Origin of the sequence: Wolbachia endosymbiont (group A) of Acrocera orbiculus (assembly GCF_947250015.1) — a bacterium.
Lineage (GTDB): Bacteria > Pseudomonadota > Alphaproteobacteria > Rickettsiales > Anaplasmataceae > Wolbachia > Wolbachia pipientis.
In genome coordinates, this window is record NZ_OX366272.1 from 325,878 (window position 1) to 344,914 (window position 19,037).

General features: G+C 33.9%; 17 protein-coding genes, 1 tRNA gene, 1 other RNA gene and 1 pseudogene. 10 read left to right on the forward strand and 10 right to left on the reverse strand.

The annotated features are described in order from the left end of the window. Positions 1–230 precede the first annotated feature (230 nt). On the forward strand, positions 231–683 hold the full coding sequence (ybeY, locus tag OOL03_RS01685; protein ID WP_253303271.1) for an rRNA maturation RNase YbeY: 453 nt from the start codon (positions 231–233) through the stop codon (positions 681–683). Positions 684–769: 86 nt separating this feature from the next. Beyond that, the gene (locus OOL03_RS01690) at positions 770–1,558 is read left to right on the forward strand and encodes a succinate dehydrogenase iron-sulfur subunit (RefSeq protein WP_264378091.1); all 789 of its coding nucleotides are present in this window, start codon (positions 770–772) and stop codon (positions 1,556–1,558) included. Positions 1,559–1,561: 3 nt separating this feature from the next. On the opposite strand, the gene OOL03_RS01695 is transcribed toward OOL03_RS01690, so the two are convergent. The 4 genes from OOL03_RS01695 to OOL03_RS01710 are packed head-to-tail and all read right to left on the reverse strand — an operon-like array spanning position 1,562 to position 4,995. Next, positions 1,562–2,698, reverse strand: a complete 1,137-nt coding sequence (locus OOL03_RS01695; protein ID WP_236514561.1) for a hypothetical protein — start codon at positions 2,696–2,698, stop codon at positions 1,562–1,564. A gap of 42 nt (positions 2,699–2,740) precedes the next feature. After that, positions 2,741–3,520: a GNAT family N-acetyltransferase gene (locus OOL03_RS01700; protein ID WP_264707486.1), complete on the reverse strand. Its 780-nt coding sequence runs from the start codon at positions 3,518–3,520 to the stop codon at positions 2,741–2,743. Next, the gene (locus OOL03_RS01705) at positions 3,510–3,992 is read right to left on the reverse strand and encodes a phosphatidylglycerophosphatase A family protein (RefSeq protein ID WP_006279290.1); all 483 of its coding nucleotides are present in this window, start codon (positions 3,990–3,992) and stop codon (positions 3,510–3,512) included. The genes OOL03_RS01700 and OOL03_RS01705 overlap by 11 nt, the downstream gene beginning before the upstream one ends. A gap of 19 nt (positions 3,993–4,011) precedes the next feature. Further along, entirely contained in the window at positions 4,012–4,995 is a 984-nt protein-coding gene (locus OOL03_RS01710) for an NAD(P)H-dependent glycerol-3-phosphate dehydrogenase (RefSeq protein ID WP_006280098.1), read from the reverse strand. Positions 4,996–5,320: 325 nt separating this feature from the next. Between OOL03_RS01710 and OOL03_RS01715 the strand changes: the two genes are divergently transcribed. Continuing rightward, positions 5,321–6,091 carry a response regulator transcription factor gene (locus OOL03_RS01715; RefSeq protein WP_096616586.1) on the forward strand — a complete coding sequence of 257 codons (771 nt, stop codon included), beginning with the start codon at positions 5,321–5,323 and terminating at the stop codon, positions 6,089–6,091. Positions 6,092–6,142: 51 nt separating this feature from the next. Here OOL03_RS01715 and rnpB read toward each other — a convergent pair. Together rnpB and OOL03_RS01725 are read right to left on the reverse strand one after the other, a co-directional pair. After that, positions 6,143–6,492, reverse strand: an RNA gene (gene rnpB / locus OOL03_RS01720) — RNase P RNA component class A. 157 nt (positions 6,493–6,649) lie between these two features. Beyond that, entirely contained in the window at positions 6,650–8,503 is a 1,854-nt protein-coding gene (locus OOL03_RS01725) for a hypothetical protein (RefSeq protein ID WP_264707660.1), read from the reverse strand. Between the two features lie 21 nt (positions 8,504–8,524). Here OOL03_RS01725 and OOL03_RS01730 point away from each other — a divergent pair. Beyond that, positions 8,525–9,384, forward strand: a protein-coding gene (locus OOL03_RS01730; RefSeq protein WP_264707019.1) for an IS630 family transposase whose coding sequence is annotated in 2 segments (ribosomal slippage) — positions 8,525–8,849 and positions 8,849–9,384 — 861 coding nt in all. Because the reading frame shifts where the segments join, the coding sequence is not laid out codon by codon here. After that, positions 9,381–9,623: a WPE palindromic element domain-containing protein gene (locus tag OOL03_RS01735; RefSeq protein WP_264707487.1), complete on the forward strand. Its 243-nt coding sequence runs from the start codon at positions 9,381–9,383 to the stop codon at positions 9,621–9,623. The genes OOL03_RS01730 and OOL03_RS01735 overlap by 4 nt, the downstream gene beginning before the upstream one ends. Here OOL03_RS01735 and OOL03_RS01740 read toward each other — a convergent pair. Then, a complete protein-coding gene (locus tag OOL03_RS01740) occupies positions 9,615–11,213 on the reverse strand; it encodes a hypothetical protein (protein WP_264707488.1) in 1,599 nt (532 codons plus the stop codon). The two genes, OOL03_RS01735 and OOL03_RS01740, sit on opposite strands and share 9 nt — an antisense overlap. 700 nt (positions 11,214–11,913) lie before the next feature. Between OOL03_RS01740 and OOL03_RS07130 the strand changes: the two are divergent. Further along, positions 11,914–12,836 (forward strand): annotated as a pseudogene (locus tag OOL03_RS07130) (IS110 family RNA-guided transposase). Positions 12,837–12,911: 75 nt separating this feature from the next. After that, positions 12,912–14,285 (forward strand): dihydrolipoyl dehydrogenase, encoded by a 1,374-nt coding sequence (gene lpdA, locus OOL03_RS01755; RefSeq protein WP_264707489.1) that lies wholly within the window; start codon positions 12,912–12,914, stop codon positions 14,283–14,285. A gap of 5 nt (positions 14,286–14,290) precedes the next feature. Here lpdA and OOL03_RS01760 read toward each other — a convergent pair whose 3' ends face one another. Further along, a complete protein-coding gene (locus tag OOL03_RS01760) occupies positions 14,291–14,683 on the reverse strand; it encodes a hypothetical protein (protein WP_006279962.1) in 393 nt (130 codons plus the stop codon). A gap of 69 nt (positions 14,684–14,752) precedes the next feature. On the opposite strand from OOL03_RS01760, the gene murG reads away from it, so the two are divergent. Then, positions 14,753–15,784, forward strand: a complete 1,032-nt coding sequence (gene murG, locus OOL03_RS01765) for an undecaprenyldiphospho-muramoylpentapeptide beta-N-acetylglucosaminyltransferase (RefSeq protein WP_264705624.1) — start codon at positions 14,753–14,755, stop codon at positions 15,782–15,784. Here murG and gshB read toward each other — a convergent pair. Both gshB and OOL03_RS01775 read right to left on the reverse strand, forming a co-directional pair. Continuing rightward, complete coding sequence (gene gshB / locus OOL03_RS01770; RefSeq protein WP_264705623.1) at positions 15,769–16,698, reverse strand: glutathione synthase; 930 nt, start codon at positions 16,696–16,698, stop codon at positions 15,769–15,771. The two genes, murG and gshB, sit on opposite strands and share 16 nt — an antisense overlap. A 60-nt stretch (positions 16,699–16,758) precedes the next feature. Beyond that, on the reverse strand, positions 16,759–17,355 hold the full coding sequence (locus tag OOL03_RS01775) for a BON domain-containing protein (RefSeq protein ID WP_264707490.1): 597 nt from the start codon (positions 17,353–17,355) through the stop codon (positions 16,759–16,761). A 140-nt stretch (positions 17,356–17,495) separates the two neighbouring features. Here OOL03_RS01775 and OOL03_RS01780 point away from each other — a divergent pair. After that, positions 17,496–17,577, forward strand: a tRNA-Leu gene (locus OOL03_RS01780). A gap of 158 nt (positions 17,578–17,735) precedes the next feature. Beyond that, the gene (gene tig / locus OOL03_RS01785; RefSeq protein ID WP_264707661.1) at positions 17,736–19,031 is read left to right on the forward strand and encodes a trigger factor; all 1,296 of its coding nucleotides are present in this window, start codon (positions 17,736–17,738) and stop codon (positions 19,029–19,031) included. Positions 19,032–19,037: the final 6 nt, after the last annotated feature.

A 19,037-nucleotide genomic window follows, 5' to 3' on the forward strand; every position in this document is an offset into this window, starting at 1 on the left:
AATGCAACCACATTAAAGCCGTTGTGTTTTAATATAAGATTAGCTACTTTTATATTCACTAACTTGATGTCTAATCAAAATTCCTGGATTCCAGTGTCTAGGCACTGGGATGACATCCTTCTAGTGTACAATATTCGTACAGTTGTGTACATGACACAAGGGTCTATAACTCTTCTTTTTTGGATTCCAGTGTCAGCTATTTGCATGACACCCTTACTGATGTGTCACTCATGTTAGAAGTAAATATTCTTGACAAGAAATGGTGCAGCATTATAGAAAATCCTAAAAATTTTGTATTAGGTGTCATCAATGCTTCTCTAAAAGAATTAAAAATAGACCACTATAAACCAAATATATCAATAGCTCTGGCTGATGATGACTTGCTACATCAACTTAATTTAAAATTTAGAGAAATGGATAAGCCAACTAACGTACTATCATTTCCGTATGAACAATTGTCTAATGAGTGCGATTTAGGAGACATAGCAATTTCAATAGACACAATAAAAAGAGAATCGCATGAGTATTGTATACCCATTCTTGCTCACATTGCACACATGTTAGTGCATGGATTACTGCATTTACTTGGTTATGATCACCAAAAAAAAGATGAAGAAATTATAATGAAAAATCTAGAAAGAGAGATTTTAGCTTCGCTTGGCTACAATATGTGCACGATTTAAAAGGAATTTAATAAAAATATAGTAGATGATAATAAAATATGTTATCTACAAAGGGTTTTAGCTATAAACAATAAAAGGTAAGTGATATGGTTCAGTTTTCTTTGCCAAAGAATTCTAAAATTAATCAAAAGGGCAAAATTTATCCTATTCCTGCTAGAGCAAAAAACATCAGAAGATTTCAAATTTACCGTTGGTCTGCTGATGACGAGAAAAACCCTAGAATAGACACATTTTTTATTGATATGGATAATTGTGGCCCTATGGTACTTGATGCATTAATAAAAATAAAGGATGAAATAGATTCGACTTTAACTTTCAGACGTTCTTGTAGAGAAGGCATATGTGGATCTTGTGCCATGAATATTGATGGAACCAATACTCTTGCATGTACTAGATCTATACATGATATAAAAGGTGACGTAAAAATATATCCATTACCTCACATGTATGTAATAAAGGACCTAGTCTCGGATTTGAGCCAATTTTATGAGCAATACAAATCAATTAAACCTTGGTTACAAGCAGATAAGCCTGCCCTACCAAATAAAGAATACTCTCAATCTTCTGAAGATAGAAAAAAATTAGATGGCTTGTCCGACTGTATATTATGTGCTTGCTGTTCGACTGGTTGCCCAAGCTACTGGTGGAATAGTGATAAATTTTTAGGACCAGCAATACTATTACAAGCTTACAGATGGATTGCTGACAGCCGTGATAATAAGACAGGTGAAAGACTTGATGTTTTAAACGACCCATTCAAGTTGTATCGTTGTCATACAATAATGAATTGCACAAAAACTTGTCCTAAAGGACTTAATCCAGCAAGAGCAATAGCGAAAGTAAAACAGCTCATGGTAGAGAGAGAAGGAGTTTAAGTATTATCTTTTGCATTCTTCGTAAGAGAACAGCAAACCTTCCGAAGCGTAGGGTATTGTTAATACCCTGAACGCTTTTCCATTCGTGAAATGCATCGTATCATCATACGATTCAAATAATTTTTTGAACAACTCATGTCTTTGATTACTAATAGTTTGAAAATCCTCTTTTTCTAAAAGCTTTTTAGATTCGCAGAGGTAAAGCATAACTTCATGATAAGTTGGGTAAGATGCCAAAAATTTTGGGTCAAATTGAAAGGTTTTTATAAAAGCATTATTATAAAATTTTAGCTTTTGATTCTTACTATATATTACTATAGCAACCGGTAACCTCTCAAGCAAATTTTTCTGTGTAGCTAAATAACTGTTTAATTCAGTATATAATTTCTCTGCATCACTAACATCTTTCCCATACATTACTATGCTACCAGAACCTTGTATTGGAATTTTAACAAAATCGAAAACCTTAGGTTCGTTCTTATAAGTTATAACATGTCTTCCTGGTTTTGTGCTATGAGCGCTACCGGTAATAGCAAATTTCTTAGAACCATCTACATATTTATCATAAAACAAGTTATAAAATTCCACCTTTCTACTCTTGTTATATCTTAGTATTGGAAATGGTAAAGAGTTGAAAACGTTTTTATAGCTCTCCACTTCCTGTGTAAGCTTACTATTTTCTAACTCAAGTCCGTTAGCCTTTATCTTACAGTCTGAGACATTCCTTATCCATAACAGCACACCTATCACATTGTTAGAATCATCTATTATGCTTCTACCGTAACATATGCAATAAACCTCACTGTCTTTTGACTTTAAATCTAGAGTAAAAGATTTATTTATTTCCTTTGCCTCAACAAAATTTTTGATTAAGCTTTCTGATTGCTCAAAAAAATTCACAAACTCATTAAATGAGTAAAAAACAGTATTAAGCAAAATTAGTAAATTGGGAGAGAACTTTTCTATACGTTTTTTTGCATCCCAAATATAAAACCCATCATTCACAGTATCAATTAAATTATTTATGATAACATTTTGATGCTGTAAGTTCTTAATCTTATTACTAATTTTTAATTTAGAATAAGAGAGAAAGAATAATATTAGAATCAATATTAAAACCACTTCATACAAAAAAAACATAGCACTTTTAAAACAAATGTAAAAATTTGTAACCGCTCAGAATTATGCTGAAGAGGTATATAAGTAAAGATTGCCTAACATTTGAAAGCCCAATCTCTTATAAAGGTTCACAGAAGATTTCATACAATGTGCTACTATATATTTGCATTCAAGCTGTTTAGCTATCTTTATTCTTTCTAAAACCATTTGGGTACCTATTCCACAATTCCTGTAAATTGGTAAAACTCCATCACTATAAAAACCAGCTACGCTGTCTTGAACATAAAGACCGCATGTCCCAATAATTTCATTATTTAGTGTTACAAGAAAAAATCTTAATCTTGAGTTCTTATCATCATAATTTGATAATCCGCGAAAAAATGTGCTGACAATTCCAACGCCATGATAAAAAATTTTAGAAGTGTGTAGATCTAACTGTTCTAAGAGGTTGCTACCATTCACAGCATTTAACCTCAAGTTTGGAATAACATCAGCAGGTAAAAAGTAATTTTTCATATTAAGTAAAGCTTTTTTTGGTGTGCTAACGTGTTTTATTTCACACTTTTCTAAAATATCTTTTATTTTCATATGTGAATTTATTACCCATGTTGCTTCTATATCTCTTGTTCTGAGATAATCTAGAGTTTTTTGTATAGAAAGCTCGGTACATTGATCTCCACAGAACACAAAATTAAATAATGACTCCCTGGTACCATTTATTGTAAATATGATGTTATCAAATTCATCGTGTACTTCCCACTCAGATAAATTCGCTGTGTACAGTATATAATCCTTTAGATTTTGAACAATTAAGCTTGAATAATAAATTTTTTTATCCTGCATACACCAACAATAAACAATAAAAGGCTCCTATAAGAACACAGGCTAAAATTGCAGCTATAACGTCATCTAGCATAATACCTAAAGGACCTTTGGTATTTTTATCGATTAAATTTATAGGCCACGTTTTTATTATATCAAAAAACCTAAAAGAAAAAAAGCACAACAACAATGAAGAACAATTCATCTCTTGGCTTAACAATATCGAAACTAAAAGTATCGTCAGCAATTGACCAACCACTTCGTCAATTACTACCTCTTTTGGATCACATGAAGTCTTGTAATGTTTTATATAATTACCTGTAGACCATAATCCAATTAAGAATAAAAAAGAAATAATTGCTGCACCTAAAATTTTGTTGCTCAGGATTACAGGAACAAGCGGAAAAGAAGCCAAACTACCCACAGTACCTGGCATTTTTTTTACTGTTCCAGACAGCCACCACGTTGATATTAATTTATATAAAAATTTCACAATATATCCAAATACAAAATTAACTTATAAGAACAGAAATAGTATCCTCTATAGAGGCGCTTTCATACAATAATCTATAGACCGCTTCACATATAGGCATTTTTATCTTTAGCTTTCCTGCTAAATTAAATATGGACTCAGCAGTGCTAAAACCTTCAATCACTGACTTGCCTTCTGACAAAATCTGCTGAACATTAAAGCCATTGTCACTATTACCTATTTTAAACCCAAAAGATAAGTTTCTTGAATTCAAGGATGTGCATGTCATAATTAGGTCACCCAGACATGCTGGCCCAAGTAGTGTATTTATATCCACACTACCGTCACCAATTTTTGCTGAGTATAAAGCCTTAATTTCGCTCATACTTTTCGTAATCAATGCTGCATGAGCATTAAACCCAAGTTTACTACCTAAAACAATCCCACACGCTATAGCAAAAACGTTCTTTAACGCTGCACAAATCTGTACTCCTATAATGTCGTTACTAAACTCCAATTTAACATTTTCTTGTTGCAGCTCTGATACTAGCTTTGAACCTAATGTGTTATTTTGGCATGCAAGAACCATTGAATAGGGTAATTTTCTTGCAACTTCTACAGCAAAGCTAGGACCTGAAAAAATAGCAATAGGATTGTTAGGTAAAATTTCATTTACTATTTCACTAGGTAATTTTAATGTAGACTTTTCTATTCCCTTACAAGCTAAAATTATTGCTACATCTTTTTTCAGATTACAATTATGCAATTGCTGACATACCTTCCTCAGAGACTGAGTGGGAACAGCGAGGATTGTTACTGAAGCATTAATTGTGTCTTCAATAGCCAATTTTACTGACACATTATCAGAAATTCGACAACCGGGTAGCTTGTCACTTTCTCTTTTCCCGTTGATTGATTCAAATGTAGTTTCATTGCGAGTCCACAAAATCACATCTTTCTTACTACCTAATGAAATTGCGATTGCTGTACCCCATGCACCAGCACCTAAAATTGATATTGCCACACAATATTCCTGAAAATATTACTTATACTTTAAAATAGTAGGATAAGTAAATTAAAAATATAACACAGACATATAGAATAGTTAAATATTTATTAACCGAAGTATTCTTTTAATAATAGTAACTTTAATTCAATATTTACTAAAAATATTATTACTATCATGGTATGTCTATTATATTTTAGATCTATTTATATAACTTTGGAACAATATATTTACTATTAATTAATAAGTGTAATTTTGATCATTTGTTAATAAAAATTTGATTTATTACTTTCCTTAGTTATATATATTACTAAAATTATAAATTATTTATGGGGTGTAAAATATGCGTATATTATTAATTGAAGATGATCAAGTAAGTGCAAAGACTGTGGTTAACGCCTTAACTTCTGATGGACATTTCTGTGACGTTGTTACTTCTGCACAAGATTATAACAATAATATGGTTTCCTCAAACGGAGATTACTATGACCTAGTTATTTTAGATATACACTTGCCTGGTGATATTGACGGATATGATATATTGCTAAGACTAAGAAGTGCAAAAATCAAAGTTCCTGTCTTAATACTTTCATGTATATCCGCTGTCAATCACAAAGCTAAAGGACTCGGGTATGGTGCCGATGATTACTTAACCAAACCATTTCATAAAAGTGAGTTATTAGCTCGAATTAAGGCCATAGTGCGTCGTACTAAAGGCCATCCTGAATCGGTGATAAAGATTGGTAATATAAATATCAATTTTGATCACAGGATTGTTGAGGTGAAAGGTAAAACGGTTCACCTTACTAATAAAGAGTATTCTATGATAGAATTGCTAGCACTGCGTAAAGGAACAGTATTAACAAAAGAAATGTTCTTAAATCATCTTTACAATGGCTTAGATGAACCTTCAGATAACAAGATAGTTGATGTTTTTATGTGCAAATTACGTAAGAAACTTGAAAGTGCAAATGATGGAAAAAGCCACATAGAAACCGTTTGGGGCAGAGGGTATGTTCTGAAAGAGTATATTGATGATGAAGAATATTCTAATGTTAATGTAGGCGAAAGTAGTGATGGCTATCAAGCAGAACAAGTGAAGGACAACGCATGAAATGCCTATACATTTAAATATAGCATGGCTTATATCGCACGTATCATGTGAACGCCTAGGTGAAATATAAGCCGAGTTCTGTTTATGTAGCTATTTATCTGGAGTAAATGTTACCATTTACCGCATGCGATTTACCCGAGTAGATATGAGGAAAACATAAAATCTACTTCTATTTAATCTTGCTCCTAGTGTTGGTTACTCGACTACCAATGTTGCCATTGCCATGGTGTGCTCTTACCACACCTTTTCACCCTTACCTAAGAATATTTTAGGCGGTAATTCTCTGTAGCCCTATAACTGGAGTTACCTCCGGCGGGCATTACCCGTCACTATTTTTCCTTGGAGCCCGGACTTTCCTCTGCTATGTTTATCACACAACAGCAGCTACTTATTTCACCTAGGAATTATACTTTAACATGAAAATCACAAAAGCAAAAGACAATTTCCTAACAGTCTACATATTAAAAACATTTAGACAAATAGCTAAAGGTGATATTCCGGCACATCATCACTATCCCAAGATAAGCTTTTTTCACTTTTAGACTCCGCTTCAGTTAGTCAAGAGCCTGGTCCACCGCTTGAAGACGATGAGCTACTTCTTGATCGACTACTACTTTCTACTGATATACTATTTAGCACTGTTTCAGATTGATATATAGTTCGCATTCTGTTACCAGTGGTAAAAATTTCTTCATCGCTACTTGAAGATGATCGCCTTCTATAACCCAAATCAGTTAGTTCTAATACAGGAGCAGCATTACGACCCTTAACATATCTATATGCTATGAATCCTATAATTCCAACAATACCTATTGCTCCAACCAAAGATCCCCCTATCATTCCTGCCTTATTAGACCCTATAGCAAGTTGAGTAGGTTGTGGTGAAGAAGTAGACTGAGGAAGTAAAGTCGTGGTGAATATAGGAGTTGTTGACTCTTTTGTTCTAGTACTTGGTATACTAAATACTGTTTGTGTAGTTTTCTCTGAGCTTGTTGTTGGCGCAGTTGGTTCCACTGTTACTGTGCTTGTTTGAGTCGTTGACTCTGTTGAAGGTTTATTCGTTGTAGAAGTAGGTGCAACGGCTTCTGTTGTTGGCTTCACTGTTACTGTACTTGTTTGAGTCGTTGACTCTGTTGAAGGTTTACTCATCGTAGAAGTCGACGCACCAGTCGCTGCTGTAGGTTTTACAGTACTTGTCTCAGTCCCTGAAGTTACTATCGGCACACTAGTTGACGTTGTAGCAACCGTGGTCGCTTGTGAAGTAGTAGTTGTTTTTGCTACTGTCGTTGACTCCGTTGAAGGTTTACTTATTGTAGAAGTAGGTGCAACGGCTTCCGTTGTCAATTTAGTAGTCTTCACAGCGTCGGTTTCTGCTGTGCTAGTAATTGCAGCAGTCGGCGTTTTCTTAGAAGTCACAACCGTTTCTGCAACAGTTATAGGAGCCACGGTACTACTAGAAATAATATCTGGCGTTAATCGACCGTTAATGATATTAACAAAATCACTGAGAGTTTTGATGCTATTTGCCGGTATTATTGTTGCTTCAGAAGATTTTCCAGAGCCGTTTTGATTAAAAGTTACAATATTTTCTCCACTTACCGCAGTTACGATAAAACCACCCTGACCGTTGCCTTTAATATATAATTGCTCTATAGGATCTGTAAATTGATAGATAGGAAAATCTGACACTGATCCATTTTTAAGTAGAGTTGCTATATGTAACCTCTGCTCATTAGCTGATTGGTCATTTTCAAGAAAAGCAACTAGATCATTTCCTTCCGTTTGTTCAACATACTGCAAAAAGCTTATTTCATGTTCTCTAGAAAGAGATAGTGCTTTATTATCTATTTGACCTTTTCGATTACCAAGTAAAAAGCCATTAACTCCATCCTTCAGACCCTGAATCACTTTAGCCATATCAAATTTAAAAATACGTGTTTTTCTCACCTCTTGATTTTCCTTAGTAATCCTTTTGCTCACTTGCGAATAAAGCATCGTGTTTCCATTTAATGCCAATTGCCCCTGATTATCAAAATTGAACAATTTTCTTTCTGTAACACCTTTTTCTCCAGTCAATACCTTAAATTTTCCGCTCTCGCTTGACTTTAAGTACCAAGAAACTAAAGTTTGATCCTTTAAGTTATGGGCGATTACAATTACGTCACCATTACCAACTTTCACTGCTCTTGGTTGAAAGTAACTATTGCCCACATTTGCAAGACTATTATTATCAATATTCTTTTGTAATTTTCTTTTATCTAAATGTTCAACTGAAGGAGTATTAACTGATTGTTTAATTCCGTAAGTGTTAAAAGATAAGCCTTTAACGCATTTTTCTCCTTCTTCGCTAATTCCTTCTTCAGGAAAGATATAGCTCTTTCGATAAAAGTCCGGATGTGATAGGATAAGGATAGATGATGATAAGGAGGTTGAATGCCAGCAGCATATAGTTATGATTTAAGAAAAAAAGCAATGGAAGCGCTAGACGAAGGAGAAAGCAGAGAAACAGTGGCAGCAAGATTTAAGATTGGACGAACTACTTTATGGGAGTGGCAGCAAAGAAGAAAAGAAACAGGAGACTTTCAATCAAAAAAACTTGGAAATGGGGGTTACAATCACAAAATTACCGACTGGGATACCTTTGCCAAATTTGCCAGAGAACACGGAGGAAAGACTCTATCGGAAATGGCTAAACTTTGGAACAACGTTAGTATCCAAACGATCTATCGAGCCCTTAAAAAAATTGGATTTACGCGCAAAAAAAGACATATGGATACAAGGAAAGAAACGAAGAAAAACGTGCTGAATTTTTGAAAATTATAGCGACAAAAGAACCTAAAAACTTAGTGTATATAGATGAGTCTGGCATTGATAACACCGAAGACTACCCCTACGGATATTGCCAGAAAGGACGGCGGTTTTATGCCTTAAAATCTGGAAAGAAAACTCAACGAATCAGTATGGTTGCAGCCTTAAGTGGAAGAAAGATAGTTGTTCCGTTAACCTTTGAAGGCCACTGTAATATGGATGTTTTTAATGGATGGTTTGAGCAATTTTTGACACCGATCTTGGAACCTGGACAGACTGTCATTCTTGACAATGCTACTTTTCATAAGTCTGATAAGATTATCGAGCTTGCTAAAGGGGTTGGTGCAGAAATTTTGTATCTGCCGCCTTATTCTCCAGATTTCAACAAAATTGAGCATCATTGGTTTGCTATAAAAAACAGAGCCAGGAAAAACATTCCTCTATTCGAATCCTTTCTTCGTGCTGTTGATTCTGCCTTCCTATGACCTGTTTGGACTATTATGAGAAATGCTATAACTGCCAGTTCTTTTCACTTGAGCGATGCAACAAAGTCCACTGGGATCCAGAAAAATTGATTGTGCACTATACAACATTTTCGATTAAAAGCTGGATTCCAGTGTCAAGCACTGGAATGACATCACAGGGGCACTGGAATTTTTGTTTCAATATTTGTACATTAGCCATGCATCTGAACAGATACTGTAAATTAGCTATATTACATTAGCCCATCAGATGAGTTGTAATGGTTATAATTGTCTGATAAGTGATCTCTAACATCGTGACCTAACTCATTGGCATCAGGCTTAACTTCGTGATCTAACTCATTAGCATCGAGCTTAAACAAAGAAGAATTATCATCAGATTGTTGATTAGACTCTTTCTCTTTCGACCCAAATAACCATGAAAAGAGTGATGAGATAGAATCAATAATGGATTTAATTGTTGAAAAAATATTGGATAAGAAATTACTGGGTTGCTGAGTATCCTCTTCGGCTGATTCTGGTTCAGGCTCTTTTCCTGCTGTGTCATCCACATCTTCTTCAGGTTTACTTCTGCTTATAAGTGTCTTATCTAACCATTTGAATATATTCTTGTCTAGATTATGAAAATACATTTGACTTATCTCCTTATTTTCATCAACGTAAATCACTAAAGTTGTATTCTCATTCCCCAATCCATCACATTCACTAACGAGCGATTCATGAGAGTTCTTAATGTCTTTGATAAATTGAAGTTTTTCTTCTTCTGCTGAAAGATAATCTCTGTGTTCTGCTCTATAAGTGGTGCCTTTGTATTTAAAACTAAACATTGATTCACGATCTTCATATTCATCTAGTCCAGAATTCTTGACACGTTGTATAATTTGAAATTTCTCTTCTTCTGAAAGGTCCTTGAGGTATATACTACCAGTTGTATCTTTATATTTAAATTTAAACATCCATCCATGGTCTTCATATTCATCTAGTCCAGAACTCTTGACACGTTGTATAATTTGAAATTTCTCTTCTTCTGAAAGGTTTAGGCGGTATATACTACCAGTTGTACCTATGTATTTAAAAATAAAACTCCATCCATCGTATTTATATTCATCTACACCCATCTGCTTGCAAATAGCTTTATAATTTTTTTCTTCTACTTCTCGTCCAACAACATTTGCTATGAGTTCAGTATCCAGAATACTCAAAGTTTGGACTGTTGCCGATGGTGAAAAACACAATTGAAATATGTGGCCTAGCTCATGACCTAGAACAAAATCCATGGCACTTTGCTTATATGTCAGAATATTCTGACAATCTGTTACTCCTCGTGTAATATATCCTGGACCACCATCTTCATCTAAGCCGAGAAGATTGTTATACTTTGTATAATCGCTTCTATTATTAAAAATGTGAACCGTTATATTGTAACTTGCATTACTATTTTTCAAGCAAAACTTTTCTTTAAATGCTTCATAGGCAGTTTTAATGTCTGTTTCTATTTGGTTTTGTTCCTGCTCAGATAAGTTGTCGTATTTTATAGTACAATTTATATACCCGTATTTAACGGTAAAGCTGTTAGACAAAACATCATGTATATTTGTGGAAAAATAATTGAACTGCTTTGACTCAGCTTCCTTATACAATTGATGCCCATATTTATCCCTAGAATACTTTGGTAGTTTAGGTACTTTGGCAATTAAGTTTTTGTTACTATCAAAAAAAGAAATATCAGAATTACCAATCCTAAAATCCTTTATAGATTGCCCGCAAGTGCCATCATTTGCACAATCATGATTATCTTTCTTATTAAACCATGCGTTGGTGTATTTTTCCATTTTGATACCTCACTACCAAACCTTACTATATTATTATCTTGGTAAAAATCATAATAATTCGTTAACTTGTATTTTAAATCTGTATCAAATGTGCTTTTCTCGTAAGGTATCAATTGTGAAGTAATTAACTTTATTTGTTTAAAATTTTGCTAAAATAGCTCTTTTTATACTATGTTTTATATAGCTAAACTGACTTAGATTTACTGACAATTTGAAAAACAAAAATTCGTCATTCCGCTACTATAGTATTTTCTAAAACGAATGATAAACGTCTAAAATGGTATTACCAACTAAAAGGTGTAAGTTTGTACATTGATGCATTAGAGGTCTGAGGCGACTTTTGATGGTGTGCCAACAATGCTCTATCGGATTTAGATCTTACTATTACCCACAAATATAAATGTTTGTTGCATAGCTCTTAATGGCATAACTTGTGCTTGAAATAACTGTTTATATGGTGCAATTTACAGCTTTTAGTTGCTAAAATTATAACTCTTAGTTTAATAATTTTAATCTAATAAGCTTTCAGGTTAATAAAATTAAATTATTTGAATAAATACAATACTATGTTTTTATTTGTGGGTAATAGTAAGGCTTAAAGCAAAATGTAGTACGAACGGTAGGTGGATCTAAAAGATCGAATTACAATCCTGTATACAGCATTTTGCATTATTGTTTGATGATATTTATAGGTACAAAAATGGCTAGAATAATTTTCATGGGAGTAGATGTTTCCAAGGAAGCATTGGACATCTCAATTAATGGCAAGCATAAGCGCATAGCAAACGTGAGTGATGCTATATCTAAGTTTATAGAAACAAATATAGTCGATTTACCCATCAAGTTATGTGTAAACTGGTGGCTATGAAAAGCTCATTATAAAATTGTTGCAAGATAACTGTCCATAAAGCTCACCCGAATCGGGTATATGCATTTGCCAAAGCTTGCAATCATTTTGCAAAAACTGACAAGTTAGATGCTAAATTACTGGAAAAATACGCTGAATTTGTCAGTAAAGACGGTGAAGTAAAAGGATGTGTAATTTCAAAAAAGCAAGAGGAATTAAAGGAGCTGGGGGCAGTTGAGCGTAATTTAAATGATGCAATTCATGCAAACAAGTGTCGCCTGCAAAGTGCGACGGGAAAAGCTAGAGAATACATAGAAAGACAGATAGGGTTTGCTGAAAAACAATTGAAAGAAATTAGGCAAGACATAGAAGACACAATAGATTCTGACCCTGAATTGAAAGGAAAAAATGAGCTTTTAATCAGCTATAAAGGTATTGGATCAAAGACGGCGAGCGTTCTACTGACAGAGGTGCCTGAGCTTGGTAGATTAGAGAATAGAGAAATTGCATGCTTGGTTGGAGTTGCACCTAAAACTAGTGAAAGTGGAAGAAAAGTTGGCAAAGCTCAAATCAAAGGAGGCAGGTTTTATGCAAGGAAAGCACTATACATGTCAGCTCTTGTTGCTATGCGCCACAACAGAAAAATGAAAGCGTTTTATCAGCGTTTGGTTGATTCTGGCAAAGCTGCTAAGGTTGCATTAGTTGCTGTCATGAGAAAAATTATCGTTTGTTTAAATGCCATGATAAAAAATAACAACTTTTATCTTGACTCTTAAGACGGTAGATGACAGACCATTGATTGTATGGGTTCCATCTGTTATATATAATCTTTTTGAATACGAAGAAAACTGATGAATGAATATGATATTACGGTTATAGGTAGCGGTCCTGGTGGTTATATAGCGGCAATTAGGGCGGCACAGCTTGGGTTTAAAACTGCAATTGTCGAAAAAGAAAAAAATTTAGGCGGTATATGCTTAAATTGGGGATGTATACCAACAAAATCACTGCTTAGAGCATCTGAGGTTTATAGGCTAATAAAAAGATCAAAAGAGTTTGGTATAGAAGTAAAGGAAGCGAGTTTTGATATACAATCAATAGTGAAATATTCAAGAAACGTTGTTGATAAATTGTCAAGTGGTGTTGCATATTTGATGAAAAAAAATAATATCAAAGTTCATCAAGGTTTTGGTAAACTTGCAGGCAATAGTACTATAAAAGTCGTTAGCGATAAGGAAGAACAAGAAATTGTTTCCAAGCATATCATTTTAGCAACAGGCGTGAGGGCACGGAATCTGCCTGGAATAGAGGCAGGTGGAGATTTAATATGGAATGCGCAGCACGCTATGACTCCAGAGAGATTACCAAAATCGCTACTAATTATAGGGTCTGGTGCAATTGGAATAGAATTTGCAAGTTTTTATAGTACTTTGGGGGTTGATGTAACAATCATAGAGATAAAGAGCACTATTTTGCCGCTGGAGGATAAAGACATTTCAGATTTAGCACAAGAAATATTCACAAAACAGGGGATAAAAATATATACAAATAGTAGCGTAAAAGCTTTGACTAAAAATAAAGACTCTGCTCAAGTGCTACTAAGTAGTGGTGAGAGCAAAGAATTTGATAGGGTGATTGTTGCGGTTGGCATTCAGGCAAATACTGAAAATATAGGTTTAGAAAATACAAAAATTAAATTAAGCCCTTCTGGTTTTATTGAAATAAATGAATGGTATGAAACTAGTGAATCAAATGTGTATGCAATAGGTGATGTAGCTGGCCCACCATGTTTAGCACATAAAGCGAGCCATGAAGCCGTGATCTGCATTGAAAAGATTGCTGGTAAAGGTACTCATGCGTTAAAAAAAGAATGCATACCAAATTGCACTTATTCTCATCCACAAATAGCGAGCATCGGCCTTACTGAGGAACAGGCAATAAAAGGTGAGTATGATATAAAAATAGGAAAATTTCACTCTAACTTTAATGGTAAGTCTGTTGCACTCAGTGAAACTGAAGGGTTAGTGAAAACGATTATAGATAAAAAAACCGGAGAAATTCTGGGTAGCCACATGATAGGTGCAGAAGTAACGGAGTTAATTAGCAATTTTGCTCTTGCAAAGCAACTAGAAGGAACAGACTTCGACATAAAATCTACGATTTTTCCTCATCCAACCATTTCAGAGATGATACACGAATCAGTGCTTGCTGCAGATGTTAAATAGTTGAACTAACGTTCCATTGTTTTAGAGTTGTCAATGTCTTGAGTAGTAGTTTGATTAGGCACTTTAGTTTCAATAGATTGATTACCACCAGCATCAGAATTCTGTAACTCTTCTTTCAATCCCTTGGCTGCTTCTTTGACTTCAAGCTTTGCCTTTGGATGAAGATCTTCTGGGCCTTTTCCTTTAGTATCCAAACCTTGTTGTAGATTAGTGCTTTTCATTTTATTATGCTGCTCGTGCTCAGGTAGGTCAACGACCGAATTGAAAAGAATTTTTATTATATTTTTTAGCAGTTCTAAAAAACCTCCGCTTCTGCCTTCTCTTTGTTCTTGAGGTTTATTTTTCTCATTAGGTTCTTTTTTACTATTACTTTTAGGCATTTTTAACTCAACTATCATAACGCTTAATAAAATTCTACGTGCAAATTGTTAAATAACAGTTAACAATCTAGGATTTATTATTTACAGATGGATATTATTTTAGCAACAGGTGGCACAGGTGGGCATATCTTTCCGGCCATAGCTTTAGCAAAAGCACTAAAGACACAAGGATACAATTGCATATTATTCACTGATAAAAAAACAAATAAAAATACCGACATAGAAAGCTACACCTTACCATTACGTAGACCAAGCAGCAACAAATTTAAGTTTTTCCTTTTCTTGATATACAGCTCTATGTTAGCACTGTATCAAGTAAGAAAATTAAAACCAAAATCGGTCATTGGTTTTGGTAGCTATGCTTCTTTTCCAACTCTTCTTGCAGCAAGAGTTCTTTCTATACCTATAATTTTACATGAACAAAACACAGTTTTAGGGAGAGTAAATAGATTCTTTTTCAAGAGTGCAAAATTAATTGCAACCAGCTTTCCGGAGACTAAATATGCAGAGGGCAATAAATGTATTTTTACAGGAAATTTTGTTGATATAAAAGCACAGAGCCATTCTAGCACTGAGAAAATCCTAAATATATTGGTCATAGCAGGCAGCCAAGGTGCAAATTTTTTTGATGATGTAGTAAGCAGCGTAATTTGTGATTTACCTATTAAAATGAAAAAGAAAATTAGAGTGACGCAGCAATGTACGAAGAAAAATGTAAACAAGGTCAAAAGTCTATACAAAAGTGAAAAGATCGATTGTGAATTGAGTGAATTTTTTGATGATATGAAGAATAGACTGGCCAATGCTCACTTGGTAATTAGCAGAGCAGGAGCAACTTCAATAGCAGAGATCACTCTTGCTAGGCGTTCTGCTATATATATTCCTTACCCTTACTCAAAAGATAATCACCAATTTTATAACGCAAAATATATTGAAGACTCGAGAGCAGCTATAATAGTTGAGCAGAATAGTGAAGCAAAAAAAAATCTAACAGAGGTACTATTTGATCTATTAAATAATTCTCAAAAATTGCGTGATATGACCAATAGTACAGAAAAAACAGGGATAAAGAATGGGACTACTGAGTTTGTTAAGGTGATTGTTCACAGGTTTAGTTGATGGCTGCTTGCTTTTTCTTCAAACACGTCCCAAAGATCCTTTTCTAGCGATATATTATACAATTTATTGATATAAACTACTCCCGTGGGTGAAGTTGTGTTAATTTCGAGCAGGAAGTCATCTATAATATCAATACCAACAAATATTAGCCCCCTTTTCTTTAATTCAGGACCAATTTTGTTACATATTTCATTGTCCCTATCGTTCATTTGAGCGGGTTCAAAACTTGCTCCAAGCCGCACATTTGTCCTGATCTCTCCACTGATTTTTGGAATTCGTTTCATTACACCAATTGGTTGGCCATAAAGCAGCAATATTCTTTTATCTTTATCTATGTTTTTACAAAATGATTGTGCAATCACAGGGCATTCGTATTTTGCTATCATGAGATCCACTACTACTTGAATACTATTCTCATCTTGTATTCTTATCACATCGTTTCCTCCATAACTATACAATGGCTTCAGAATAATATCTTGATAGTTGTAGTAGAAATCTCTAATCATTGATATATTTTCAGTAATCAAAGTTGGCGGAATTAGCTCTGGAAATAATGAAGTTATCAATTTTTCAGGACAATTTCTTATTTCTGTTGGATTGTTAATTACCAATGCGCTGGTTTTTTCTAAGATATATGTTGTTGTAATATAACGCATATCAAAGGGTGGATCCTGTCTGATAAATATGATGTCCATTTCATTCAAGTTGATTGCTACATCCTCTTTAGAGATAAAACTAAAATCATCAACGCTGACTTTCTGAGCCAGAGCAATTGGATGGTTTAGCTTTAGTGCTAAATTGTTAGGAGCATAGACAAAAACTTCGTGCTTCCTCCTTTGTGCTTCCTTTATTAGCACGAATGTAGTGTCAGTTTCAAAATTTATATTTTCATCCATCTGAAAGGCAATTTTCATTTATGTTCTCTACCTATTGTCACAACTGTACAAATGTTATAATTTGAAAGCGATTTTTGCCTAATGGCGTAACTTACTGTACCTGTATCGTACATAACTTACAACTTGTTTTACTCCCTTTACTTTTCTTGCAATTGCTATTACAGCTTTTAATTCCGCTTTATTTTGGGCTATACCCATCAAATAAACAACTCTATCAACCGTATTAACGCTATAATTAATTGACTTAATATTTCTTTTTCCCAGAAGTCTTGTTCTTATTTCCGCTGTTATCATGCCATCTACAGTGGTGTCTAGCATGGAAGCCATTTGAATTGGTATTACTCTTATTTCATTTATCACTTCTTTAATTTCTTTTTGCTGCCAAGCTATTTTTTCTGCTGTAAGTTGTTTTTCAGGAGTGTCAACACTTCCAATGAGCAATACTCTTCCTTCACTTACTTTAACCTTTATGGATGAAAATAGCCTATGTTTTAAGAGCCCCTTATTAATTCTGATGACCATAGTCGTATCATCAATGATATTTCCCAAGGATTTGTCCTGCATTGTTATTGCTGTTGCTGTCGCTGTAGCCACCACACCACCTATTATAAGGGTTGTGCAACCACTTTGTGTAATCAAAAAAATTGCGAGTAAGAAGCTTGTTATTAATCTCATTATTGATTTTCATGGTTTAGAGCTTTCATTAAGAAATGTTAATAAGCTTTTTTGATTGTGTAAATACCATAAATTAAGTAAGACTTTAAACCTTGAATATTTTTAATGGAATACCTATAATAGGGTACTGAAAATTTCTTGCGGATATGGCGGAATTGGTAGACGTGCCAGGTTTAGGTCCTGGTGAGCTTGCTCGTGGGGGTTCAAGTCCCTCTATCCGCACTTTAAAGTCATGTAACTTAGGTTTTAAGGGAAAATTTATAATCACTAAATACACTTTTGTTTGTATAAAAACCTGTTCTTAAGGATTGTGTTTAACTTAAATTCTGGTAAAATGACTCTATTAAGATATGAATTAAAATGTTAATAAATGAATTATGATGTCTAATAATATACCTCAAAATACAGTCGAAGTAAGTAGCGTATATACCTACAAAGAGCTTAGTATAGATAAACTAAAGTATGAGTATGAAATCACAGTTGGTAGTGATTATATAAAACAAAAGGTAAATTCCAGGTTGCAAGAGATAGCAGAAAATGCAAAATCACCTGGATTTAGGGCTGGAAAGATGCCCTATGACCTTGTTGTTGCAAATTATAAAAACGAGGCTTTGGAATATGTGATAAATAATACAATTGATTATTGCTCAAGTGATTTGATGAAAAAAATTGAAGTCAAGTCTCACATTTATCCTAAGGTTGATGTTATATCATTACCAGATCTGGGCAAAGAAAATGAGGAGGGCAATTTTGTATACAAGCTATCTTTTGAGTCGATGCCTGAAGTACCAGTGATAGATCTTGACAAAATAAACTTAAAGAAAATTGAAGCAAAGATTGAAGAGGAAGATATAAAAGAATTTATTGATTCTATTAAAACAAAGTTCCCCAATTTCGCCTCTGTTGATGATGCTTCTTATCAAGCGAAAGATGGGGATAAATTGATAATTGATTTTGAAGGGCGGATTAGGAATAAGCTCTTTCAAGGTGGAAGTAGCAAAAATTTTGCCGTTAATTTAGGGTCTGGCACATTTATTAATGGTTTTGAAGATCAATTAACTGGTATGAAAAAGGGAGAAACAAAGAACTTTAAGTTGAAATTTCCTGAAAATTACCAAGCCATTTCCCTTGCAGGACAGGAAGCTGATTTTTCTGTGCGAGTTAATGAGATTCAAATTGCCAAAGATTTTGAAAATGATGATGAAATAGCTAGGAGTATTGGTTTTAAAGATTATTCTTTGCTAATAAGTCATGCAAAAAAAATGATTGGTGATCAGTGCACCGAAATGAGAAATCTCTTAATTAAAAAAGAGCTATTTGATTATTTGGATGCTAATTATAGTTTTGATTTACCCACAGACATAGTAAAACAGGAGCAACAAAGAATGGAAGGAGAATTGGGTGCTCAAAATGATTCTCGTAAAGAAGCTGAAAAACGTGTAAAGCTTGCTATGTTATTTATGAAATTTAGTGCAGAACATAAAATATCATTAACTCAAAAGGATGTACCGTTTGACAGAGTACTTAAGCATTTTGAATCAAATAAACAATTTCAAGAATTAGTTAGAGGGCAAGCGCTTGAGTATAAAGTGACAGATTATATAATAGAAAAAGTTAGTAAAGAAGAGCAGATTGTTTCTGTGAAAGAATTAAAGGAATTATTTGATAATATTTAATAGGAA

Excerpts from the sequence above, each read along its gene's own strand:
- OOL03_RS01715 (WP_096616586.1), top strand. The coding sequence starts at position 5,321 with ATGCGTATATTATTAATTGAAGATGATCAAGTAAGTGCAAAGACTGTG.
- OOL03_RS01775 (WP_264707490.1), bottom strand. The coding sequence starts at position 17,355 with ATGAGATTAATAACAAGCTTCTTACTCGCAATTTTTTTGATTACACAA.
- OOL03_RS01700 (WP_264707486.1), bottom strand. The coding sequence starts at position 3,520 with ATGCAGGATAAAAAAATTTATTATTCAAGCTTAATTGTTCAAAATCTA.
- OOL03_RS01760 (WP_006279962.1), bottom strand. The coding sequence starts at position 14,683 with ATGATAGTTGAGTTAAAAATGCCTAAAAGTAATAGTAAAAAAGAACCT.
- OOL03_RS01740 (WP_264707488.1), bottom strand. The coding sequence starts at position 11,213 with ATGGAAAAATACACCAACGCATGGTTTAATAAGAAAGATAATCATGAT.
- OOL03_RS01735 (WP_264707487.1), top strand. The coding sequence starts at position 9,381 with ATGACCTGTTTGGACTATTATGAGAAATGCTATAACTGCCAGTTCTTT.
- OOL03_RS01695 (WP_236514561.1), bottom strand. The coding sequence starts at position 2,698 with ATGTTTTTTTTGTATGAAGTGGTTTTAATATTGATTCTAATATTATTC.
- gshB (WP_264705623.1), bottom strand. The coding sequence starts at position 16,698 with ATGAAAATTGCCTTTCAGATGGATGAAAATATAAATTTTGAAACTGAC.
- tig (WP_264707661.1), top strand. The coding sequence starts at position 17,736 with ATGTCTAATAATATACCTCAAAATACAGTCGAAGTAAGTAGCGTATAT.
- OOL03_RS01690 (WP_264378091.1), top strand. The coding sequence starts at position 770 with ATGGTTCAGTTTTCTTTGCCAAAGAATTCTAAAATTAATCAAAAGGGC.
- ybeY (WP_253303271.1), top strand. The coding sequence starts at position 231 with ATGTTAGAAGTAAATATTCTTGACAAGAAATGGTGCAGCATTATAGAA.
- murG (WP_264705624.1), top strand. The coding sequence starts at position 14,753 with ATGGATATTATTTTAGCAACAGGTGGCACAGGTGGGCATATCTTTCCG.
- lpdA (WP_264707489.1), top strand. The coding sequence starts at position 12,912 with ATGAATGAATATGATATTACGGTTATAGGTAGCGGTCCTGGTGGTTAT.